Origin of the sequence: Microbacterium zouquanmingi (assembly GCF_052266675.1) — a bacterium.
Classification (GTDB): domain Bacteria; phylum Actinomycetota; class Actinomycetes; order Actinomycetales; family Microbacteriaceae; genus Microbacterium.
Genome location: NZ_JBQPRA010000003.1, coordinates 548,352 through 568,017, shown reverse-complemented (window position 1 = coordinate 568,017; position 19,666 = coordinate 548,352). Strand labels below are relative to the sequence as shown.

At 65.1% G+C, this 19,666-nt stretch carries 11 protein-coding genes; 8 read left to right on the top strand and 3 right to left on the bottom strand.

Annotated elements, in window-relative coordinates; translation table 11 throughout:
- Positions 1 to 71 precede the first annotated feature (71 nt).
- Complete coding sequence (locus ACTU6V_RS10130; RefSeq protein WP_443475532.1) at positions 72 to 3,305, top strand: ATP-dependent helicase; 3,234 nt, start codon at positions 72 to 74, stop codon at positions 3,303 to 3,305.
- A complete protein-coding gene (locus ACTU6V_RS10125; RefSeq protein WP_443475531.1) occupies positions 3,302 to 6,730 on the top strand; it encodes an ATP-dependent helicase in 3,429 nt (1,142 codons plus the stop codon). The genes ACTU6V_RS10130 and ACTU6V_RS10125 overlap by 4 nt, the downstream gene beginning before the upstream one ends.
- Here the strand turns inward: ACTU6V_RS10125 and ACTU6V_RS10120 are convergent.
- On the bottom strand, positions 6,676 to 7,935 hold the full coding sequence (locus ACTU6V_RS10120; protein WP_443467145.1) for a phosphotransferase: 1,260 nt from the start codon (positions 7,933 to 7,935) through the stop codon (positions 6,676 to 6,678). The two genes, ACTU6V_RS10125 and ACTU6V_RS10120, sit on opposite strands and share 55 nt — an antisense overlap.
- A gap of 64 nt (positions 7,936 to 7,999) precedes the next feature.
- Here ACTU6V_RS10120 and nudC point away from each other — a divergent pair, with 64 nt between their 5' ends.
- Both nudC and ACTU6V_RS10110 read left to right on the top strand, forming a co-directional pair.
- Positions 8,000 to 8,917 (top strand): NAD(+) diphosphatase, encoded by a 918-nt coding sequence (gene nudC / locus ACTU6V_RS10115; RefSeq protein WP_443467144.1) that lies wholly within the window; start codon positions 8,000 to 8,002, stop codon positions 8,915 to 8,917.
- A complete protein-coding gene (locus ACTU6V_RS10110) occupies positions 8,914 to 10,635 on the top strand; it encodes an ATP-dependent helicase (protein WP_443467143.1) in 1,722 nt (573 codons plus the stop codon). Before nudC ends, ACTU6V_RS10110 begins: the two co-directional genes overlap by 4 nt.
- Before the next feature lie 810 nt (positions 10,636 to 11,445).
- Here ACTU6V_RS10110 and ACTU6V_RS10105 read toward each other — a convergent pair.
- Positions 11,446 to 12,849 carry a zinc-dependent metalloprotease gene (locus tag ACTU6V_RS10105; protein WP_443467142.1) on the bottom strand — a complete coding sequence of 468 codons (1,404 nt, stop codon included), beginning with the start codon at positions 12,847 to 12,849 and terminating at the stop codon, positions 11,446 to 11,448.
- A 117-nt stretch (positions 12,850 to 12,966) separates the two neighbouring features.
- On the opposite strand from ACTU6V_RS10105, the gene ACTU6V_RS10100 reads away from it, so the two are divergent.
- A complete protein-coding gene (locus tag ACTU6V_RS10100) occupies positions 12,967 to 14,058 on the top strand; it encodes a YlbL family protein (protein WP_443467141.1) in 1,092 nt (363 codons plus the stop codon).
- Between the two features lie 41 nt (positions 14,059 to 14,099).
- The gene (locus tag ACTU6V_RS10095) at positions 14,100 to 17,033 is read left to right on the top strand and encodes a UPF0182 family membrane protein (RefSeq protein ID WP_443467140.1); all 2,934 of its coding nucleotides are present in this window, start codon (positions 14,100 to 14,102) and stop codon (positions 17,031 to 17,033) included.
- 106 nt (positions 17,034 to 17,139) lie between these two features.
- Here ACTU6V_RS10095 and ACTU6V_RS10090 read toward each other — a convergent pair whose 3' ends face one another.
- The gene (locus tag ACTU6V_RS10090) at positions 17,140 to 17,427 is read right to left on the bottom strand and encodes a DUF2188 domain-containing protein (protein WP_443467139.1); all 288 of its coding nucleotides are present in this window, start codon (positions 17,425 to 17,427) and stop codon (positions 17,140 to 17,142) included.
- Positions 17,428 to 18,482: 1,055 nt separating this feature from the next.
- On the opposite strand from ACTU6V_RS10090, the gene ACTU6V_RS10085 reads away from it, so the two are divergent.
- On the top strand, positions 18,483 to 18,782 hold the full coding sequence (locus ACTU6V_RS10085; RefSeq protein ID WP_443475530.1) for a transposase: 300 nt from the start codon (positions 18,483 to 18,485) through the stop codon (positions 18,780 to 18,782).
- Entirely contained in the window at positions 18,761 to 19,642 is an 882-nt protein-coding gene (locus ACTU6V_RS10080) for an IS3 family transposase (protein WP_443475529.1), read from the top strand. Before ACTU6V_RS10085 ends, ACTU6V_RS10080 begins: the two co-directional genes overlap by 22 nt.
- The last annotated feature ends 24 nt before the right edge of the window (positions 19,643 to 19,666 follow it).

Below are 19,666 nucleotides of genomic sequence, written 5' to 3'. Positions count from 1 at the left end.
GGGACTGAGACGACTCTACCCCGCGGGCAGGTGTCGCGGCGCTGTCTGCGGCTGCCGATAGCGTGGATGACATGACAGAGGATGCCGGACAGCGCGTGGTCGTGAACGCCCCCGTCGAGGCATCCGCTGTGATCATCGGTGCACCGGGCACGGGCAAGACGCAGACGCTGATCGAGCGTGTCGTGCACCTGCTCGAAGAGCGGGCACTCGCCCCCGAAGAGGTTCTTGCGCTGACAGCGAATCGACAGGCGGCGACCGTGCTGCGCGACCGGATCGGTGTGCGAGTCGGGCAGGCGACCCCCGGTCCTCTCGCGAGGTCTTTGGGGTCGCTGGCCTTCCAAATCGTGCGGGGGGCGATGGTTCGCGCCGGTGAAGATCCTCCGGCACTCCTGACCGGCGCAGATCAGGATCGCATCATCGCCGACCTGCTCGCGGGGGACGCAGAAGACGAGGCAGCGGGAGAAGCGAGCAGGTGGCCGGAGACGTTGAGCCCCGCCGTTCGCGCGTCCAAGAGCTTCCGTTCCGAACTGCGCGCCTTTCTCGCGGAATGTACCGAGCTCCGAGTGACTCCTGCAGAGCTGCAGTCCTCAGATCGCGCGGTGTGGCGCGTCGCGGGTGATTTCCTCGACGAGTACCGAGCAGTGCTCGCGCGCATGCGCACCTCATATCGCGATGCCGCCGATCTGATCAGCGAAGCCTCCGCGATTCTCTTCGAGGCGGATGCTGCGACCCTGGGTCCTCTCGCGCCGCTGCGCGTCGTGCTGATCGATGATGCGCAGGAGATCACACGTGGCGGCATCACGCTCGTGCAGGCATTGCGCTCGCGGGGGATCGCCGTGCTGGCATTCGGTGATCCCGATATCTCCTCGGGGGCGTTCCGCGGTGCGAGCCCGCAGCTGTTCCACGACCTGGCCGGAATGCTCGGCCAGGTGTTCGTGCTCGATATGCCGCACAGGCAAGTGCCGGCCCTGATCGATCTGACGCGCACCGTGACTCAGGCGATCGGTGTGGCCGGACGAGTGGAGCATCGCCGGCCGCCAGGGCCCGCGCCGGAGCATCCGGACCCGGCGGTGCAGACGTTCCTCGCCTCCTCTCCGTACGAAGAGATCGATCGGATCGCGGGAACGCTGCGCGAGTGGCATCTCACCGAGGGCATCGCGTGGAGCGACATGGCGGTCATCGCGCACGACACCCGTCAGGTGACGGCCCTCGAGACCGAGCTCGCAGCCCGCGAAGTTCCCACCCGGGCCGCGGGCGTGCAGCGGCCGCTCGGCAGCGAGAGCGTCGTGCGCGACATCGTCGGCATCGTGCGACTCGCGCTGACGCCGCTCGAGCAGCGAGAGACCGAGGCGCTCATCGAGGCACTGCGCTCGCCGTTCGGTGGGATGGATGCCGTCGGTCTCCGGCGCCTGCGCGCGCGAATGCGCCACAACGAGCTCGCCGATGGCGGCTCGACCCCCGCGGGAGAGCTGCTGCGCGAGGCGATGAGCCATCCGGCGGCGTTCACCTTCATCGATGCTCCCGAGGCTCGCGTCGCTGCCCGCTTCGCCAAGACGCTTGCTGAGATGACGGCGGCGGCCGAGGCCGGAGAGACGATCCACGAACTGCTCTGGCGCATCTGGGATAATGCGCGCGCGCTGGACGGCTCTAAGCTGCAGAAGTCCTGGCGCGAGAGTGCCGAGCAGCACGGCGGTGGCGAGATCGCTCGTGCGCTGGATGCGCTGGTTGCGCTTTTCGATGCGGCCAAGCGCTTCGTGGAGCGGACACCCGAAGAGCAGCCGGATACCTTCGTGCGCGACATCCTCGACAGCGAGGTGCCCGAAGACACCCTCTCGACGCCGGATCGCCCAGGCCTGGTGACGCTGCTCACGCCCGCGACGGCATTGGGCACGCAGTTCGATGCGGTGATCGTCTCCGGTGTGCAGGACGGCGTCTGGCCCAACACGCGTCTCCGCGGCGGCCTGCTCGAGACATGGCGCCTGGCGGATGCCGTAGTCGCAGCGCGCACTGGCGCACAACAGGCGCCGCAGGGGGTCCTTGATCGCCGTCGCGACGCACTGCACGATGAACTGCGCTTGTTCGTGCGCGCTGTATCCCGGGCGCGCACGCGCATTCTGGTCACCGCGGTCGATGACGACACCACCGGTCCCAGCGCCTTCTTCTCGTTCCTTCCTGCACCCCCGCCGTCTTCGCAGCATCCTGCCGCCGAGCATCCGCTCACTCTGCGCGGACTGGTTGCGAAGCACCGGCGCACGCTCACCAGTACGACGAATCCTGCGGAGCGCGTGGCTGCTGCCCAGCAGTTGCGTCTGCTCGCTGAAGCCGAGGTGTCAGGCGCTGCCCCCGCCGAGTGGTACGGCATTGCCGAGCCTTCGACGACGGCGCCCCTGCACGATCTCCAGGTCGAGGCCGCACGCGTCTCTCCGTCGAAGATGGAGGCGTTCGAAGAGTGCGAGCTCAACTGGGTGATCGCATCCCTCGGAGGCGACACCGTGCTGCCGCCGTCGGCGGGGATCGGAACGATCATCCACTCGGCGATGGAGACGGTCCCCGATGGCGAGCTCGAGAAGATGCGTGAGGTCGTCGCCGCCCTCTGGCCGGAACTGGAGTTCGAGACCGAATGGATCGGCCGGAAGGAACGGCGCCGAGCAGAGCTCTACATCGACCGTCTGCACTCGTACCTCGGGAACGTCGTCACCGAGCGCGGGCGCGTTCTGGCCAGCGAGGTCGAGTTCCGCTTCGCCGTCGAGGTGGGCGACGAGGTGGCAGAAAACGCACCTGAGGTCTACGTCGGCGACGAGGTCTACGGGCCCCACCGCGCTCTCGTGCACGGGTTCATCGACCGTGTCGAGGCCTATCCGCGCGGCGGAGGCGAGCACGCGGCGGCTCGGGGCAAGAACTTCGCAGCCATGGGAACGAACATCGAGGGGGAGCGCGTCGTGGTGGTCGATCTCAAGACCGGCAAGTACGAGTCGGAGTCCGATGCCAAGGTCATAGACCATGCACAGCTCGCCGCGTATCAGATCGCAGTTGAGCAGGGGCTCGTCACCGATGCCGACGCGCAGGCGCTCGCCGGTGCCAGATTGGTGCTGGTGGCGAAGACACTGTCTGGCAGTGACTATCGGGTCGCGCATCAGCACACTCTTGTCGGCGAGGACCGCACGCGTTTTCTGGGCCGACTTGCGGATGCCGCCAAGGGAATGTCGGCGAACACGTTCACTGCGCACGTCGAAGCACACTGCGCTGATGTGCAGTGGCGGGTGCAGCCGTGCCGCATCCACACCGTTCCCGCGGTGAGTGCATGAGCGCGTGGGGTGATGGCCTGGGGCTGTCGGCACTCGATGTCGCGGCGGCGCTGGGTCAGTTCCCTCCCACCGAGGCGCAACAGCGCGTGATCGAGGCACCGCCGACCCCCGCTCTGGTGGTCGCGGGCGCGGGCAGCGGCAAGACCGAGACGATGTCGGGGCGAGTGGTCTGGCTGGTCGCCAACGGACACGTGCGCCGCGACGAGATCCTCGGCCTTACCTTCACCCGCAAGGCAGCCGGCGAGCTGGCGGAGCGCATCGGGGCCCGGCTCGCGGTCATCGACGAGTTCGGCAGGCGCGGGCTGCTTGCGCATGTGCCTGAAATCGTGGCATCCGGTGCTCTTGCGCGCGTGAACGCAGCCACGACGTCGGCGCAGAAGGCTCTCGTGCGCAACCATGTCCTCGATGAGCTCGCAGTGAACTACGGCACCGGCTGGAATCCTGCGGCGGCACGCACTGCGGACGATCTGCTGGTGCAGCCGCGAGTGTCGACCTACAACGCCTTCGCCGATTCGATCGTCAGGGAGCACGCCGCGCGGATCGGCCGAGATTCGGATGCCGCGATGCTCACTCAAGCGGCCTCGTGGATGCTCGCCCGTGAGGTGGTGCTTCGCGCTGACCTGCCACAGCTCGAAGACATCGAGCTGTCGGTCGCGACCATCGTCGACGCCGTGCAGCGTCTTGCCGGCGATGCGCTCGATCATCGGGCCGACCTCGGCCGGGCTGAGCGCATCGCAGTAGAGCAGGCGCGGGCGTTCGAGCCTTATCGCAGCAGTGACCCGATCGCGAAGATCGCCGACAACCTGCTCTCGCTGCCCACGCTGACCGCACTCGTCCGCGAGTACAACACCGAGAAGCAGCGTCGTGGCGTCCTTGATTTCGCCGACCAGGTCAGCGGCGCGTTCGACATCGTCGAGACCGCTCCTGACGTGCGCGAAGATCTGCGGGAACAGCATCGGGTCGTGCTCCTTGATGAATATCAGGACACGTCGGTCATCCAGACCCGGTTCCTGGCGGCGCTCTTCCGGGATCAGGCGGTGATGGCGGTCGGCGACCCCCATCAGTCGATCTACGGCTGGCGCGGTGCCAGTGCAGACAATCTCTACGCGTTCGCCGCCACTTTCGCCGCCGAACAGCCCGCGCACAGCTACAGCCTGATGACGAGCTGGCGCAATGACAGCACGATCCTCGATATCGCCAACGAGGTCTTGAAGCCGCTGCGACGGGCAGAGCTCGACGTGCCGCCGCTCGAAGCGCGCCCCGGCGCCGGCGCGGGAACCGTCGGCGTGCGCTTTCCGCTCACTGTGCACGATGAGGCCGCACAGGTTGCGGAATGGTTCGCCGAGCGCCGGGCAGCTCACAGTGACAGCGCGAATCCGCACACCGGTGCGATCCTGTTCCGCTCCAAGCGGCATATGCAGACCTTCGCTGAAGCACTTGCCGTACGCGGCATTCCGCATCGAATCCTGGGGCTGGGCGGATTGCTGGCCACTCCCGAGGTCGTCGATGTGCTCTCGGCCCTCCGCGTCATCCACGATCCGAACGCCGGCTCGCCGCTGATCCGCCTGCTGGTCGGCCCGCGCTTCGGCGTCGGGGTCGCTGATATGGGGGCGCTGTACGCGCTGGCCGGGGAGCTGTCCCGGCGCGACAGCGGTCTGCTGCCGCTGCCGGAAGAGCTGCGATCACGCATCAGGGCCTCGCGCGGTGCCGATGAAGCGGTCTCCATCGTGGACGCGGTCGATGTCGTGCGAGGGCTGCGCGATGACTACCGTCTGCTGGAGGGAATCTCGTCGGAGGGCAGAGCGCGCATCCGCGCAGCGGGGGAGATGTTCGAGCGACTGCGCCGCGCATCGGGTCAGCCAATCCCCGAGCTCATCAGGCTCATCGAGCTCGAGCTGCGCCTCGATATCGAACTGGCGGCGAACGAGTCGCGCGGACCTGCGCGGGTCGCCGCCACGCAGCTTCGTACGTTCGCGGATGAGGTGCGTGCGTTTCTCGCCGCTGACGATCGAGGGACGATCGGCAGCCTGCTGGCCTGGCTCGATAAGGCCGAGAGCACCGATGAACTCATGCCGCGTCCCGAACCGCCAGAGCCCGGAGTCGTGCAGCTGTTGACCATCCACGGCTCCAAGGGCCTCGAGTGGGATGCGGTCGCGGTGGTTCGCATGGTCGACGGCGAGCTGCCATCGCGCCCGAGCGACACCTCGGGCTGGTTCGGGTTCGGCGTGCTGCCCTTCGCACTGCGCGGCGACCGTGCGGCCCTCCCGACGTTCAACTGGCTGCCCCCGACCGAGGAAGAACTCGACCCCGCCAAACGGCTCAAAGCGGGAATCGCGTCGCTGACCAGCGCGAGCAAGTCGACTCCCGGCGCGATCACGGTATTCAAAGACGCCTATCGCGACTACCAGCAGCAGGAGGAGCGCCGGCTGGGCTACGTCGCCGTCACCCGTGCGCGCACAGACCTCCTGCTCAGCGGCTCGCACTGGGCAGGACAGAAGAAGCCGCGAAAGCCAGGGCCCTACCTGCTCGAGGCCTTCGACGTCATCGGCATCGATCCGGTGACCGAGATCGACGAGGACGAGAACCCTTACGAGGGTGAGGGCAAGACCAGCATCTGGCCCCTCGACCCGCTCGGAACCAGACGCGCAAGGGTCGAGGAGGCAGCGGACGCCGTGCGTGACGAGTTCCAGAACGATGCAGCCGCGCCGAGCGACATGCTCCGCAGGCTCCTCGCCGAGCGCGCAGAACGCCAGCGCGGCGTCACTGCCGAGGCGCCGACTCGAGTGCCGGCCTCACGGTTCAAGGACTACATCACCGATTACGCAGGCACCGTCCACAGCCTCACCAGACCCATGCCAGAGCGCCCCTATCGGCAGACCAGGCTCGGAACCCTGTTCCACGCGTGGGTCGAGCATCGTTCGGGACTCGTCGGCACGGCGCCGAGCCCGCAGAGTGCACTGTGGGAGATCGACGACGAGGCGCCCGAAGCGTGGAACGCCTCAGCGACCGATATCGAAGACTTGGAGCAGCTGCGCGCGATCTTCGAACGCAGCGAGTGGGCCGAGCTACGCCCGATCGCGGTGGAGATCGAGATCGACTTCGTCCTCGCGGCAGATGAAACAGGTCACGGGCACATCGTCATCTGCAAGCTCGACGCCGTCTATCGCCGCGCGGATCGCGGTGGACGCATCGAGATCGTCGACTGGAAGACAGGCAAGGCACCCCGAACGGCGGCGGAGAAGGACGAGCGGATGCTGCAGCTCGCGCTGTATCGACTCGCCTACCACCGTCGGTTCGGCGTTCCGCTCGATGAGATCGATGTCGCCCTCTACTACGTGGCCGATGACCTCGTGATCAGAGGCGAACGGGTCTATTCGGAGGAAGAATTGGTCCAGCGGTGGAGCGCCGCGCGCGCTGCGCGCTGAGCCTCATCGGCGGGTTCGGCCTGCGACAGGGGCTCATCTGAGGGGATGAGTCCGGACTCAGCGACGTCTGAGAGGTCTTCTGTCGCGTCAGCATCCTTCACACGGGCGACCGCGACATCGCCGGTGCCTGTGGAGAGCGACTCCTCCGGAAGGAGATCACCGGGGCTGTAGGCATCGGTCTGCATCGAGGTGTTGATGCCGGTCGATGCCGTCGCGGGGACATGATCAAGAGCGTCCAGCGCGGAATCGACGCCCTCGCCGCGGGCAGCGATCACCGTCAGATCGTTCTCGCGCAGACCCTCGGCGAGCGCATCCAGCAGCGCAGCCGCATCATCGACGATGTCTTCGCGATGCATCGCATCGCCGTGCACCAGCCAGCGGGCGAACTCGAGTTCGGCCAGCATCCGTGCGCGTACGGCGAGTGCGGCATCGGGTGCACGATTGGAGGATTCTGCATAGGTCGCGTGCACGTCGCCGGCAGCATCCGGTGCAGAGGAGAGCCACGCGAGGTCGACCGCAGGATCGCCGAGCGACAGACCATGCCAGTCGAGGAGCCCTGTGACCTCTGGCCCGCGCTCTGGGTCGTCTTCGAACAGGAAGGAGGTCGCCTTCACACCGCCGAGCGTCACGGCTGATTCGAAACGCCACAGGTCATCGTCTTGGACGGCTTCGCGCCAGCGCACGGTGAGCCTGGCAGGGACCCGGCCGGTTGCGGCCGCGCCGTCGACCAGCCGGCCGATCTCGGCGCGTACCTCCTCAGCGCTGCGCGCGCTGAGGCCGGCGCTGCGCACGACCGAGGCAGGGAGGGCATGCACGGCAGCGATCGCGGCGCCCATGGATGCCGCAGCACCCCGCCCACTCGGCACGTGAGTCGCTTCGATCTGGAACCCGGGCAGCAGCTCGGTCACCAGCGCACGTCCGTCTGCGAGTCGGGTTTCACCCAGGTACTCGGGCACGCGGAAGGGCAGGATCGCACGGGCTCCCGTCGTCAGCGCTCGCAGCGCGATCGACTCGGAAGCGAGCTCTCGTGAGGTCTCGTCGTCGTCACCGACGCGGATCGCGAGCTCTCGTCCATCGGCGAGGGTGACGACGGCGGAGTCGAATCGTCCATCGCCGTCGGCCGTGAGAGATCGTGCTCCCACGACCTCCGCCCCGGGCAGAGCGGCGGTGACCGCCGCCGCTAGAGTAAAGGGAGACCGTGCCATGACCCCAAGGTTAGGTGTGCTCGGGTGCGGTTCCGCCTACGCCACGCCTGCGAAAGAGGAGTCGATGAACGTTTCACGCGCCGTGTTCGACCGCGCTGGCTTCCTTCGCGATGAACCGGGCATCCTCGATGCGCTGCGTTCATCGGCGGATGCTCTGGTGATCGTCGTCCGCGAAGGGCGTGCGCGCGTTGCGGATGATGCTCTTGTGACTGTCTCGCCGTCGGAGGTCGGCGAGGGTGCGGAGTGGGGCTTGCTCGGCCGTGACGGCCAGGGCCGCACGATCCTGATCGCCGCGGTGGAGCCCGAACACGACTCGATCGACGCCGCGCCCGCCGAGACCTGGCTGGGGGTGCGTGACACCGGTGGGATGCTCGACGCGGAGAACACCGAGACGCTCGTCGCCGCCGTCACTGTCGCCTCCTGGTTGCGCGATGCGCGATTCTGTCAGAAGTGCGGCGCCGAGACCGTGCTGCGTCAGGGCGGTTGGTCCCGGCGCTGCGAGACCTGTGAGGTCGACATCTTCCCCCGCACTGATCCGGCGGTGATCGTCGCCGTCGAGAGCGCGGACGGAGAGCGGCTGCTGCTCGGGGCGAACGCGAACTGGCGAGGACGGATGTACTCGTGCTTCGCCGGGTTCGTCGAGGCGGGCGAATCGCTCGAGACCACGGTGCATCGTGAGATCGAAGAGGAGGCCAGCGTCCACCTCGACGATATCCGCTACATCTCTTCGCAGCCGTGGCCGTACCCGCGCTCGCTCATGATCGGCTTCCGGGCGACGGCATCGGACGCACGGGAGGCACGGCCCGACGGTGAAGAGATCATCGACGTGCGCTGGTGCACGCGCGAGGAGATCGGTTCCGCGCTGAACGGCGACGGCCCGATCGGGCTTCCTGGCCCCGCATCCATCGCCCGCGCGCTCATCATCGACTGGTACGAAGACCGGAATCCTACTGCCCGGATCACGGACGCTGGGCCCCAGTGAGCGCACTCGACGCGCTCGATGAACGGCAGAGGGAAGCAGCAACGGTACTGCGCGGACCCGTCGCAGTTCTCGCTGGAGCCGGTACGGGAAAAACTCGCGTCATCACGCACCGGATCGCGCACGGCGTCGACACCGGTGCCTACTCGCCGAGCCGAGTGATGGCTGTCACCTTCACCTCGAAGGCCGCGGGGGAGCTTCGCGGTCGACTGCGCGCGCTCGGTATCGAGGGCGTCTCAGCGCGCACCTTCCACGCGGCAGCCCTCGCGCAGTTGAACTTCTTCTGGCCGACACTGGCTGGTTCTCCCGCCCCGAAGATCGTCGACAACAAGGTGCGTGTTCTCGGCCAGGCCGCAGAGCAGCTGCGTCTGCGGCTCGATACCGCCACGCTGCGTGACGTTGCGAGTGAGATCGAATGGCGCAAGGTCTCGATGCTGACGATCGATCAGCATGCGGCACTCGGCAAATCGGTCGGTCGGGTGAACACCGACCAGCTCGCCGAACTGCAGCGCGGGTACGAAGTGCTCAAAGATGATCGTCATCAGCTCGACTTCGAGGACGTGCTGTTGGCATGTGCGGGAATGCTGGAGGCCGAAACCCGTGTCGCCGCATCGGTGCACGAGCAGTACCGGCATTTCACGGTCGATGAGTTTCAGGACGTCTCACCACTGCAGAACCGTCTGCTGGAGCTGTGGCTCGGTGAACGCCGCGACATCTGCGTGGTCGGTGACGCGAGCCAGACGATCTATTCCTTCGCGGGTGCCGACCAGCGCTACCTGCTGGAGTTCGGCCGCACGTACCCTGATGCCACGGTCGTGCGTCTCGAGACGAACTATCGTTCGCAGCCCCCGATTCTCGACGCAGCCAATGCGCTGATGAAGGGGCGCCCCGGCGCGCTTGAGCTCGTCGCAGCCCGCGAAGCGCCGACGGCTGATGCGCCGACCGTAACCGCATACGACAGTGACGCGGAGGAAGCTGCTGGCATCGCCACTGGCATCGTCGCGCGGATCAAGGCTGGTGCCCAACCGTCCGAGATCGCCATCCTCTACCGGGCGCACGCGCAATCCGCCCCGATCCAGCAGGCGCTCGCCGAAGCAGGGATCCCCTCGACGGTGCTCGGCGGCAAGCGATTCTTCGACATGCCAGAGGTTCGTCAAGCGGTGCTCGCTCTTCGTGGAGCATCCGTCGCGCCGACAGAGCGCGGGTTCCTGCCGAATGTGCGCAGGGTGCTGCGCGAAATGGGTCTCACCGACGAGCCGCCGGCCGCGGGCGGCGCACAGCGCGATGGGTGGGAGGCCCGGCGTGCCATCCTGCGCCTCGCGGAGGAGGCGAGCGATGACACGACGCTGCGTTCATTCAGTGAGACTCTCATGGCCCGGGCGAAGGACCAGCACGAGCCGACGATGCAGACGGTGACGATGTCGACTCTGCACGCAGCCAAAGGCTTGGAATGGCCGCACGTGTTCCTGGCCGGCTGCGCTGAGGGTGCGTTGCCGATCTCGTACGCGACAGGCTTCGACGCCATCGATGAGGAACGGCGCCTTGCCTACGTCGGCATCACGCGCGCCGCACGAACGCTGGCGCTGTCGTGGTCGCGTTCGTCTGGGCGAGGGGATCGGCGCCCTTCGCGGTTCCTTGAGGAGATCGGGACGTCTGCTCGCGGCACAGGCAATCTGCGTGAAATTTCGCCTCGCTCCACAGGCGCCGCCCGTCGCCGCTGATCCGGACGGACTGGGTGAGTTTCGCGTCGTCGATCTCGCCGAGCATGCGCGCGACAAGGGCAGCCGCTTCGATCGTGCGCACGGAAGCGATGTCGACCGACGTCGCACCGACGAGCTGGGCGTGCATGCTGGGCCACGCGGGATCCCGGTCGCGCTCGTGGGCGTCGCGGCACGACAGGCACGGAGTGTGGCCAGGCACGATCATCGGACCGATGGTCGTGCCGCCGGGTTCGAACGCCACCGGAAGATGGGGGAGATCGTCGCGGAGGTAACCTGCCAGCTGATGCGCGGATGCGGCGCCGTGCACGAGCACGATGCCGACAGCATCATGCGCGCCACGATCGACCGTCGCGAAGCCCTCGTCGACGAGCGCGTGCTCGACCCGCGCCTGAATGCGTGAGTCACTGAGGTTGACACTCTCGACCCAGATCTGCGGCAGTGGCCGGCGATCGGGACGCAGCACAGGTTCGAGCGCTCGCAGCAGCTCACGGGCTGGGCCTCGCGGCGCGCCGAGCCCGTGCGCGATCACGTCGAACGATGCGCGCCGGAAGCCGTTGCGCATGGCCTGGAGGAGCGGCTCGACCCACGGAGCCGAAAGCGGTACGACAACCTCGGCCTCCAGCCCGAACTGCACCGTGTCGACGTCACGCCAGAGCAGGGGAAAGGCCGGGTCGATTCTGGTCAGCGTCGTCGGAGAAAGGGGAGGCATTCCCCGAGTCTGACCAGCGATTACGCCCCGAAGGGCGCAATTCGATGATCAGTGGACAACTTCCCCGAATTCGGCGAAGTGCAGAGCGAGTGGTGCTCCGATCACACCGGCTTCTCGCCGTCAGCAGGCCCGCTGTCAGCGTCATTGTCGGCATCGCTGTCGGCGTCAGTGTCAGCCGAGAAGTCGTCGCCATCCAGCAGGCGGGCGAGAGCTTCGTCGAACTCATCGGCGACTGGTTCCTCGCCGCGCGCGCGGGCCTGGAGCCGTTCGATGAGCGCCGTCGGGTCGTCGATATCCGCTGCCGAAGGCAGCAGATCCGGGTAGTCCCAGAGCGAGTCGCGCGCGCTGATGCCGACAGCATCCGTCACCTTGCGCCACATCGCGGATGCTTCGCGCATGCGTCGTGGGCGCAACTTCAGACCGACCAATGCACCCAGGGCGTCCTCTGCAGGACCACCGACCGCACGGCGGCGGCGGGCCGCTTCAGCCAGTCGTGCGCCATCGGGAAGGCGGGAGGTGGCCTCGCTGGTGACGACATCCACCCAGCCATCGATCATCGCGATGATGTTCTCGAGTCGTGCGAGAGCCTCGCGCTGTGCCTCGGTCTGCGTCGGCAGCAGTGCTCCGCCTTCGATCGCCGCGCGGAGCTCTTCGGGGTTCGAAGGATCCAGGCGGCTGGCGACATCTTCGAGCGCATCGACATCGACAGTCACACCGCGAGCGAAGTCGGTGATCTGCGACATGACCTGTAGGTGCAGCCACTTCGCGTGCCGGTACAGGCGGGCGTAGGCGAGCTCACGCGTCGCGAGATAGAGGGTGATCTGGTCTTCGGGAATCTCCAGACCCTCACCGAACGCGGTGAGGTTCTGGGGGATGACGGCAGCCGTGCCCGCAGGAAGCACCGGGATGCCGACGTCTCCGCCGGAGACGACCTCGAGCGAGAGGTTGCCGAGCACCTGAGCGAACTGTGCCGCGAACACCGAGGATCCGAGGCCGCGCATGAGCTTGCCCGCCCCCTGGATCGCGTCGCGCATGTCTTCGGGAACCTGCGAGTCGAGCGCACTGGTGAGAGCGTCGGCGATGCTGGTCGAGACCGGCTCGGCGATCTCCCGCCACACCGGCAGGGTCTTCTCGACCCATTCGCCGCGCGTCATGGCCTGAGGGCTCTCGGACAGCTCGGCGATCGTGGTCGCCTCGCCGAGCCAGAGGTTCGCGAGGCCGAAGGCGTCGACCAGAGAATGACGAGATCCGTCAGTGATGCCCTGGCCCTCCTTGTTCGCGATGTGCAGGGCCTGCCGCAGGGTGTTCTCCCACGGGTCGCCGCCGAACACATTCTGCAGCTGCTGGGAGAGCGCGGCCATCATCGCTGGATCGAATTGGATGCCGCCTTCACCGCCGAGCGCGTTCTGCAGCGCACTGAGATCGAAGTCTCCACCGCCCGCGCCGGACATCATTTTTCGCAGGAACTCCTGGAAGTCTTCCGGGTTCGGATCGTTGTCTGCCATTTCGTCGCCTCTCAGCACGTCGCTAGCCGTGCCATCTACGCTAGTCACAGGTTTCTGCGCGCACCCCCGGCGCGAGCAGATCGCTGTACGCCGGTCGCGAACGACGGAGGAAATCACGTGGCACGAACTCGTCCTGCCCGCATCGGGCTCGGAGTGTGGGCGCTGATCGTCGCACTTGCGGCTCTGGTCGCCCTGACCTTCCTGCCGACGCCCTACGTCATTCAGCGTCCGGGCCCGGTGTACGACACGCTCGGGACCGCGGCAAGTGCTGATGGCGAGCAGGTGCCGCTCATCGAGATCGAGGGCACTAAGACCTTCGAGACGAGTGGAAGCCTGAACCTGACCACCGTGCAGGTCGTCGGCAACCGTGAGCGCACGCCGTCGTGGTTCGAGCTCGCGCTGGCGTGGATGGATTCGTCCCGCGCAGTCGTGCCCCTGGATTCGGTGTTCCCCGTAGGTGTGACCAGCGAGCAGCGCGACGAGCAGAACGCTCTGCTGATGGTCGATTCGCAGCATGAGGCGACAGCGGCTGCATTGCATCAGCTTGGCTATGACACCGGCGCCGAAGTCGAGGTCGTATCGATCGTCGAAGACTCGGCGGCAGACGGACTGCTCGAGGAGGGCGACCGCGTCGAGGCCGTCGACGGCGAACCGCTCTCGAGCGCCAGCGCGCTGCGGGCCGCGGTGCAGGACTCGACGGGCGAACCTCTCGAGCTGACAGTGCTGCGCGATGGCGAGGAACAGCAGATCGAAGTCACCCCGAAGCAGGAACAGGTCAGCGGCATCGATACCTGGTTGATCGGCATCTCGTTCACAACCGAGTACGACTTTCCGTTTGATGTCGCCATCCAGCTCGACAACGTCGGGGGGCCGAGCGCCGGCATGATGTTCGCGTTGGGAATCGTCGACGAGCTCACGCCGGGCACGCTCACCGGCGGCAAAGACATCGCTGGAACCGGCACGATCGACGCTACTGGCGCCGTGGGGCCGATCGGCGGCATCCGTCAGAAGTTGTACGGCGCGCGTGATGCGGGGGCTGACTACTTCCTCGCGCCGTCCACGAACTGCGGTGAAGTAGTCGGTCACATCCCGGACGGGCTGAGGGTCATCAGCACCTCGACGCTGCAGGAATCACTCGATGCGCTCGAGGTGATCGCAGACGGCGGTGACGTCGACGCGTTGCCTGCCTGCGCCGCCGCGGCCGGCTGACACGCGGCGCGCGCACAGCTAGCGGTGCATAAGATGGACGGGTGACCACGACCTCGGCGCCGAACCCGGCCACGCCTCGTACATCCCGACGAATTCTGACCATATCTCTGGTCATCATCGCCGCACTTGTCGCGGCGTTCTTCGTCTTTGCCTCCCTCTACACCGACTTCCTCTGGTTCGACCAGCTCGGATTCGCGAATGTCCTGACGACCCAGTGGCTCGCAGCCGCATCGATGTTCGCCATCGGGTTCCTCGGCATGGCGGTGCCGCTGTTCGTCGTGATCCAGCTCGCCTACCGGCTGCGTCCGGTGTACGTGCGACTGAGCTCGCAGCTCGACCGGTACCAGGAGGTCATCGAACCTCTCCGGCGCCTGGCGATGTGGGGCATGCCGATCTTCTTCGGCGTCTTCGCCGGCTTCGCTGCCGCAGGCAACTGGGAGACCGTCTGGCTGTGGTTCACGGGCGGCGCCACCGGCGTCACCGACCCCGAGTTCGGCATGGACACCGGGTTCTACCTCTTCGCGATGTCGTTCTACTCGATCCTGCTCGCCTTCGTCTCGGCCGTGATCCTGCTTTGCCTGATCGTGACGGCTCTGGTTTCCTACCTGTACGGTTCGGTCCGCATCGGCCAGGGCGAGCTGCGCATCTCGAAGCCGGCACGCATCCAGCTCGCGATCCTCGCCGGCCTCTACCTGCTCGTGCAGGCGGCCAGCCTCTGGCTCGACCGGTACAAGACCCTCGTCGCTGAAGAGGACCGCATCACCGGTGCTGCCTACACGGGAGTGCACGCGACGATTCCCGGAATGGCGATCCTCGCGATCCTCGCGGCGCTCGTCGCGATCCTCTTCTTCGTCACAGCGATCATCGGACGCTGGCGCTTCCCGCTCGCGGCGACCGCGCTGCTGATCGTTGCATCGCTCGTCGTCGGCGTGGGCTACCCGTGGGTCGTCACGACCTTCCAGGTGCGTCCGAACCAGAACAGCTTCCAGGCGCAGTACTACGAGCGCAACATCGAGGGCACCAAGGACGCGTACGATATCGCCGACCTCGAGGTCACGCCGTTTAAGGCCGTCACCGATGCTGAGGCCGGTCAGCTGCGCGAAGATGCCGAGACCACGGCATCCATCCGCATCCTCGACCCGAGCATCATCAGCCCGACCGTGCAGCAGCTCGAGCAGTTCCGCGGGTACTACCAGTTCCAGGACGTGCTCGACGTCGATCGCTACGAGATCGACGGGGAGTCGCAGGACACTGTCGTCGCCGTCCGTGAACTCGACGTGAACCGTCTGGGCGACAGCAACAACTGGAACAACCGCACGGCGGTCTACACCCACGGTTACGGACTCGTCGTCGCCGCCGGCAACCAGCGCACGAGCGAGGGTGAGCCGGTGTTCCTCGAACGAGGCATCCCCTCGTCAGGATTCTTGACCGAGACTGAGAAGTTCGAGCCACGTGTCTACTTCGGCGAAGACTCCCCGCCTTACTCGATCGTCGGGGCGCCTGAGGGCACCGAGCCCGTCGAGATCGACTATCCGCGTGGTGAAGATGGTGCCAGCGAGACGAAGACGACCTTCGAGGGCGACGGCGGACCGCACATCGGGAACACCCTCAACAAGCTGCTGTTCGCGCTGAAGTTCCAGGAAGCGGAGATCCTGTTCTCTGATCTGGTCAACAACGACTCGCAGATCCTGTACGACCGCGATCCCAAGCAGCGCGTGCAGAAGGTCGCCCCGTACCTCACGCTCGACAGCGACCCGTACCCCAGCGTCGTCGACGGCGAGATCGTCTGGATCATCGACGGCTACACGACCAGCTCGACGTACCCCTACTCGACGAGCGTGAGCCTCTCCGATGCGATCGCCGACTCCAACACGGCCGCGCCGAACTTCGCGATCGACGACATCAACTACATTCGCAACTCTGTCAAGGCGACAGTGAACGCCTATGACGGCTCGGTGACGCTGTATGCGTGGGATGCTGAGGACCCGCTGCTGAAGGCATGGCAGAAGGTCTACCCGACTACGATCGAGCCGATCAGTGAGATGTCGGCAGATCTGATGAGTCACGTGCGCTACCCGACTGACCTGTTCAAGGTGCAGCGCGAAATTCTCGAGGTCTACCACGTCGACACGCCAAGCTCGTTCGCCCAGCAGGACAACCGCTGGCAGACGCCGAACGACCCGCGCAACGAGAACCAGCTGCAGCCCCCGTACTACCTGTCGATGCAGATGCCGGGGCAGGATTCGCCGCGGTTCTCGATGTTCTCGACGTTCATTCCGGCATCCGCTCAGGGAACGACGAGCCGCAACGTGCTGATGGGCTACCTCGCGGTGGACTCGGATGCCGGATCCACGGCCGGAAAGAAGGCCGAGGGGTACGGGCAGTTGAGAATGCTCGAGATCGACGCCGATACGACGGTGCCCGGCCCCGGCCAGGTGCAGAACACGTTCGACTCGGATACGACGATCGCCGACAAGCTCAACGTTCTGACGCTCGGCAAGTCCGAGGTGCTCTACGGAAACCTGCTCACCCTCCCGGTCGGTGGCGGTCTGCTCTACGTGCAGCCCGTGTACATCCAGTCCTCCGAGGGAACGCAGCTGCCGCTGCTGCAGAAGGTGCTGGTTACTTTCGGCGACAGCGTCGCGTTCGAAGACACCCTCACGGGTGCCCTCGATGTGATCTTCGGCGGCGACTCGGGAGCGAGCGGCGGCGATGAGCAAGTGGAGCCCACCGATCCAGGCGAAGGCGGCACCACTCCGCCCGACGAGGGCACGACCGAGCCCGGAACGACGGATCCGGGTACGAGCACGGATTCTGACGCGTATGCTGCTGCGCTCGCCGCGGCGCAGAAGGCGATGACCGACCGTGACACCGCGCTGAAGTCCGGCGACCTGACCGCGTTCGCCGAAGCAGACAAGCGACTGACGGCTGCCGTCACCGAGCTGCTCTCGCTGGAGGCGTCCAGCGGCAAGTAGTCAGATCGGGCCGGCCCCACCGGCGTGAAAGATGGGTTGTGTTGGTTCTGAGCTTTCAGAACCAACACAACCCATCTGGCGTCGTGCTGAGTTTCAGGTCGAGGCCCTACCGTTCGGTGGCCTCATCGTCTCGCTGGCCCTGTCCGTAATCATTGCGCTCGGAGATATGCCCGTCTTTGTCTTTGATGATGTGCTCGGCCTGGCGACTGACAGCGATCTGGCGGCCTTCTTCAGCGGCACCAGCTTGTGTGTGGTAGGTGTCTCCGACCGGGCTGGGCTCACCGACTACCTGGTTGCGCCACTTACCGTCGTGCTGCAGAGTCTCGACATCTCCGTTGGACATGTCTGTTTCGTCGGCCGCACGGCTGCCGCGCGTATTCTGCGGATCGCTCATCGCACCTCCTCTAATCGTTCCCTGACCATATGGCACAGTCGAGGGGGCAATCAGGGGATTGACCCCTTGCCGACCGTGCGAGGAAACTGATATTCGACGTATGCATCCTCACAGTCGCGGTCTCTGGCGTTCAAGAACCAGCAGCGAGGGATGCGGACCTTCGACGTGAACGAGTCAGGCCAATGCGTGAGAGCGACAGTGCTGACGTGGGGACACAAAGCAGAAGGCCCGGAATCCGTTGAGATTCCGGGCCTTCTGTGTGTCGCATTGGTTGCGGGGGCAGGATTTGAACCTACGACCTCCGGGCTATGAGGCCAGCGACCTACTGAGCTGCGCCACCCCGAGGCAAGTCCGTGGTTTAAACCGACAAGGTTTAATTAACTTATCGCTGCTACGACGGCGTATTTACCTCTCCTTCCCTTTGTTTGCAAAGGATCCAGCTCGGGCTGTTTGCTGGCAGGCTGAGCTCAATCTGCCGCGGATAACTCCTCAAACCGATGCCTCCGTCACACCCAACTTCGCATCTATGGGTAAGGCTGGAGCCACAAAGAGAAAAGTTTGTGTCCACTTTTGTGTCCAACTTTTTGTGTCCACATTTACCCAAAAACCGCTGTCTAGCCGCGCTCAAACTGTCTCGTTGAAGAGTTGCGTGCACCCTCTCGAGTCAGAACTTGATGCAAGTCGGCTGTACGTGTCGTGTCGTGTCGTGTCACGTCGTGGTGCGGTCTAATGGTGACGCCAGAGCTGACATGTAGTGAAGTGCTTTCGTGACGTTGGGGACTGTTTAGTTCATGTCCTCGACAGGCTATTACTGATGCGGCATGATTCAGAGAGAAAAATACGGAAGCCCACCTGCCAATCGGCGGGTAGGTTTCTTTTTGTTGAGATTGATCGCTGAGTCTGCAGTCGAACGTCAGATACTACTTTCCGAATTCGGCCCTCAAATGCAGGATGAAGCGCCCTGGGTTTTGACGGAGGCTCTGATGTGCCCTGGCTTTAAAGGAGTCGACCTGTTGGAATCTTGGTAACAGCGCAACCGAGAAAAGAGGTAAACCATGACTCGCTACCTGGAACCCTTCCGGCGCAAAGCCCTAGATCTCATCGCTGAGAGCAAGCCCGTGAAACATGTCGCCGAAGATCTGGGCATCAGCCAGCAAACGATCTATAACTGGCGCAGACAGCAGCTCATCGATACAAGCGCTCACCCAGGAATCACCAGCGCCGAGAACGCTGAACTTGCCAGTGCAAAGCGTCGCATTCGTGAGCTTGAAGAAGAAGTACGAATCCTGGTTCGTGCACGTGAACTTTTGAAGGAACCCCACACCCCAAAAGAATGTACGCGGCCATCGCAGTGATGGCCGCGGAAAGCTTGCCTGTACAGAAGTCATGCAGACTCCTCGGGGTATCTGAATCTGGATATTACGCCTGGAAGACTCGTGTCCCATCGAACCGGCAGATCCGCCATGCGTGGCTTCTCGAACAGATTCAGGCTGTTCATGAAGCGGCACGTGGCGTGTATGGTGCTCGCAGAGTATGGGCCGAACTCACCATGGGGTTAGGGCTACAGGTCGGACGATCCCAAGTGGAACTGGTGATGTCACGCGCCGGGCTGCCGGGTATTCCTGGCCCCAGACACTCTCGGCAATCCCGCAGTAACGCCCCACTTCCGGGGGATCTCGTACGGCGCGAGTTCGGTCAAGATCACCCCAATATGTTGTGGGTCACCGACCTCACAGAACACCGCACGCGCGAAGGGAAGATCTACTGCGCGGTCGTACTGGATACGTTCAGCCGAAAAGTCGTGGGCTGGGCGATTGACAGTTCCCCGGATGCAGCTCTCATGACGAATGCACTGCATATGGCGATCGAGACTCGAAAACCCCAACCAGGGACGGTAATACACTCGGACCACGGCACCGTTTTCCGGAGCTGGGTATTTACCCAGCGGGTTCAGACGGCAGGGCTGTTGCCGTCGATGGGTGCGATTGGATCGTGTTACGACAACAGCATGATCGAATCGTTCTGGGGGCGTATGCAAACGGAGCTGCTGGACCGTCAGGTGTGGCAGACCAGGCTCGAGCTTGCAAACGCGATCTTCGAGTATCTCGAAATGTTCCATAACCGGAAACGGCGTCATTCCCGACTCGGGATGCGGTCACCCGTCGAGTACGAGAAACTGTATGAACAAGCAAAGATGCTGCGGTCAGGAATCTAACTGCACGACTCCATGCAACCCAGG

Coding starts and splice junctions, on each gene's coding strand:
- ACTU6V_RS10125 (WP_443475531.1), top strand. CDS start 3,302: ATGAGCGCGTGGGGTGATGGCCTGGGGCTGTCGGCACTCGATGTCGCG.
- ACTU6V_RS10130 (WP_443475532.1), top strand. CDS start 72: ATGACAGAGGATGCCGGACAGCGCGTGGTCGTGAACGCCCCCGTCGAG.
- ACTU6V_RS10080 (WP_443475529.1), top strand. CDS start 18,761: ATGTACGCGGCCATCGCAGTGATGGCCGCGGAAAGCTTGCCTGTACAG.
- ACTU6V_RS10090 (WP_443467139.1), bottom strand. CDS start 17,427: ATGAGCGATCCGCAGAATACGCGCGGCAGCCGTGCGGCCGACGAAACA.
- ACTU6V_RS10120 (WP_443467145.1), bottom strand. CDS start 7,935: ATGGCACGGTCTCCCTTTACTCTAGCGGCGGCGGTCACCGCCGCTCTG.
- ACTU6V_RS10085 (WP_443475530.1), top strand. CDS start 18,483: ATGACTCGCTACCTGGAACCCTTCCGGCGCAAAGCCCTAGATCTCATC.
- ACTU6V_RS10105 (WP_443467142.1), bottom strand. CDS start 12,849: ATGGCAGACAACGATCCGAACCCGGAAGACTTCCAGGAGTTCCTGCGA.
- nudC (WP_443467144.1), top strand. CDS start 8,000: ATGAACGTTTCACGCGCCGTGTTCGACCGCGCTGGCTTCCTTCGCGAT.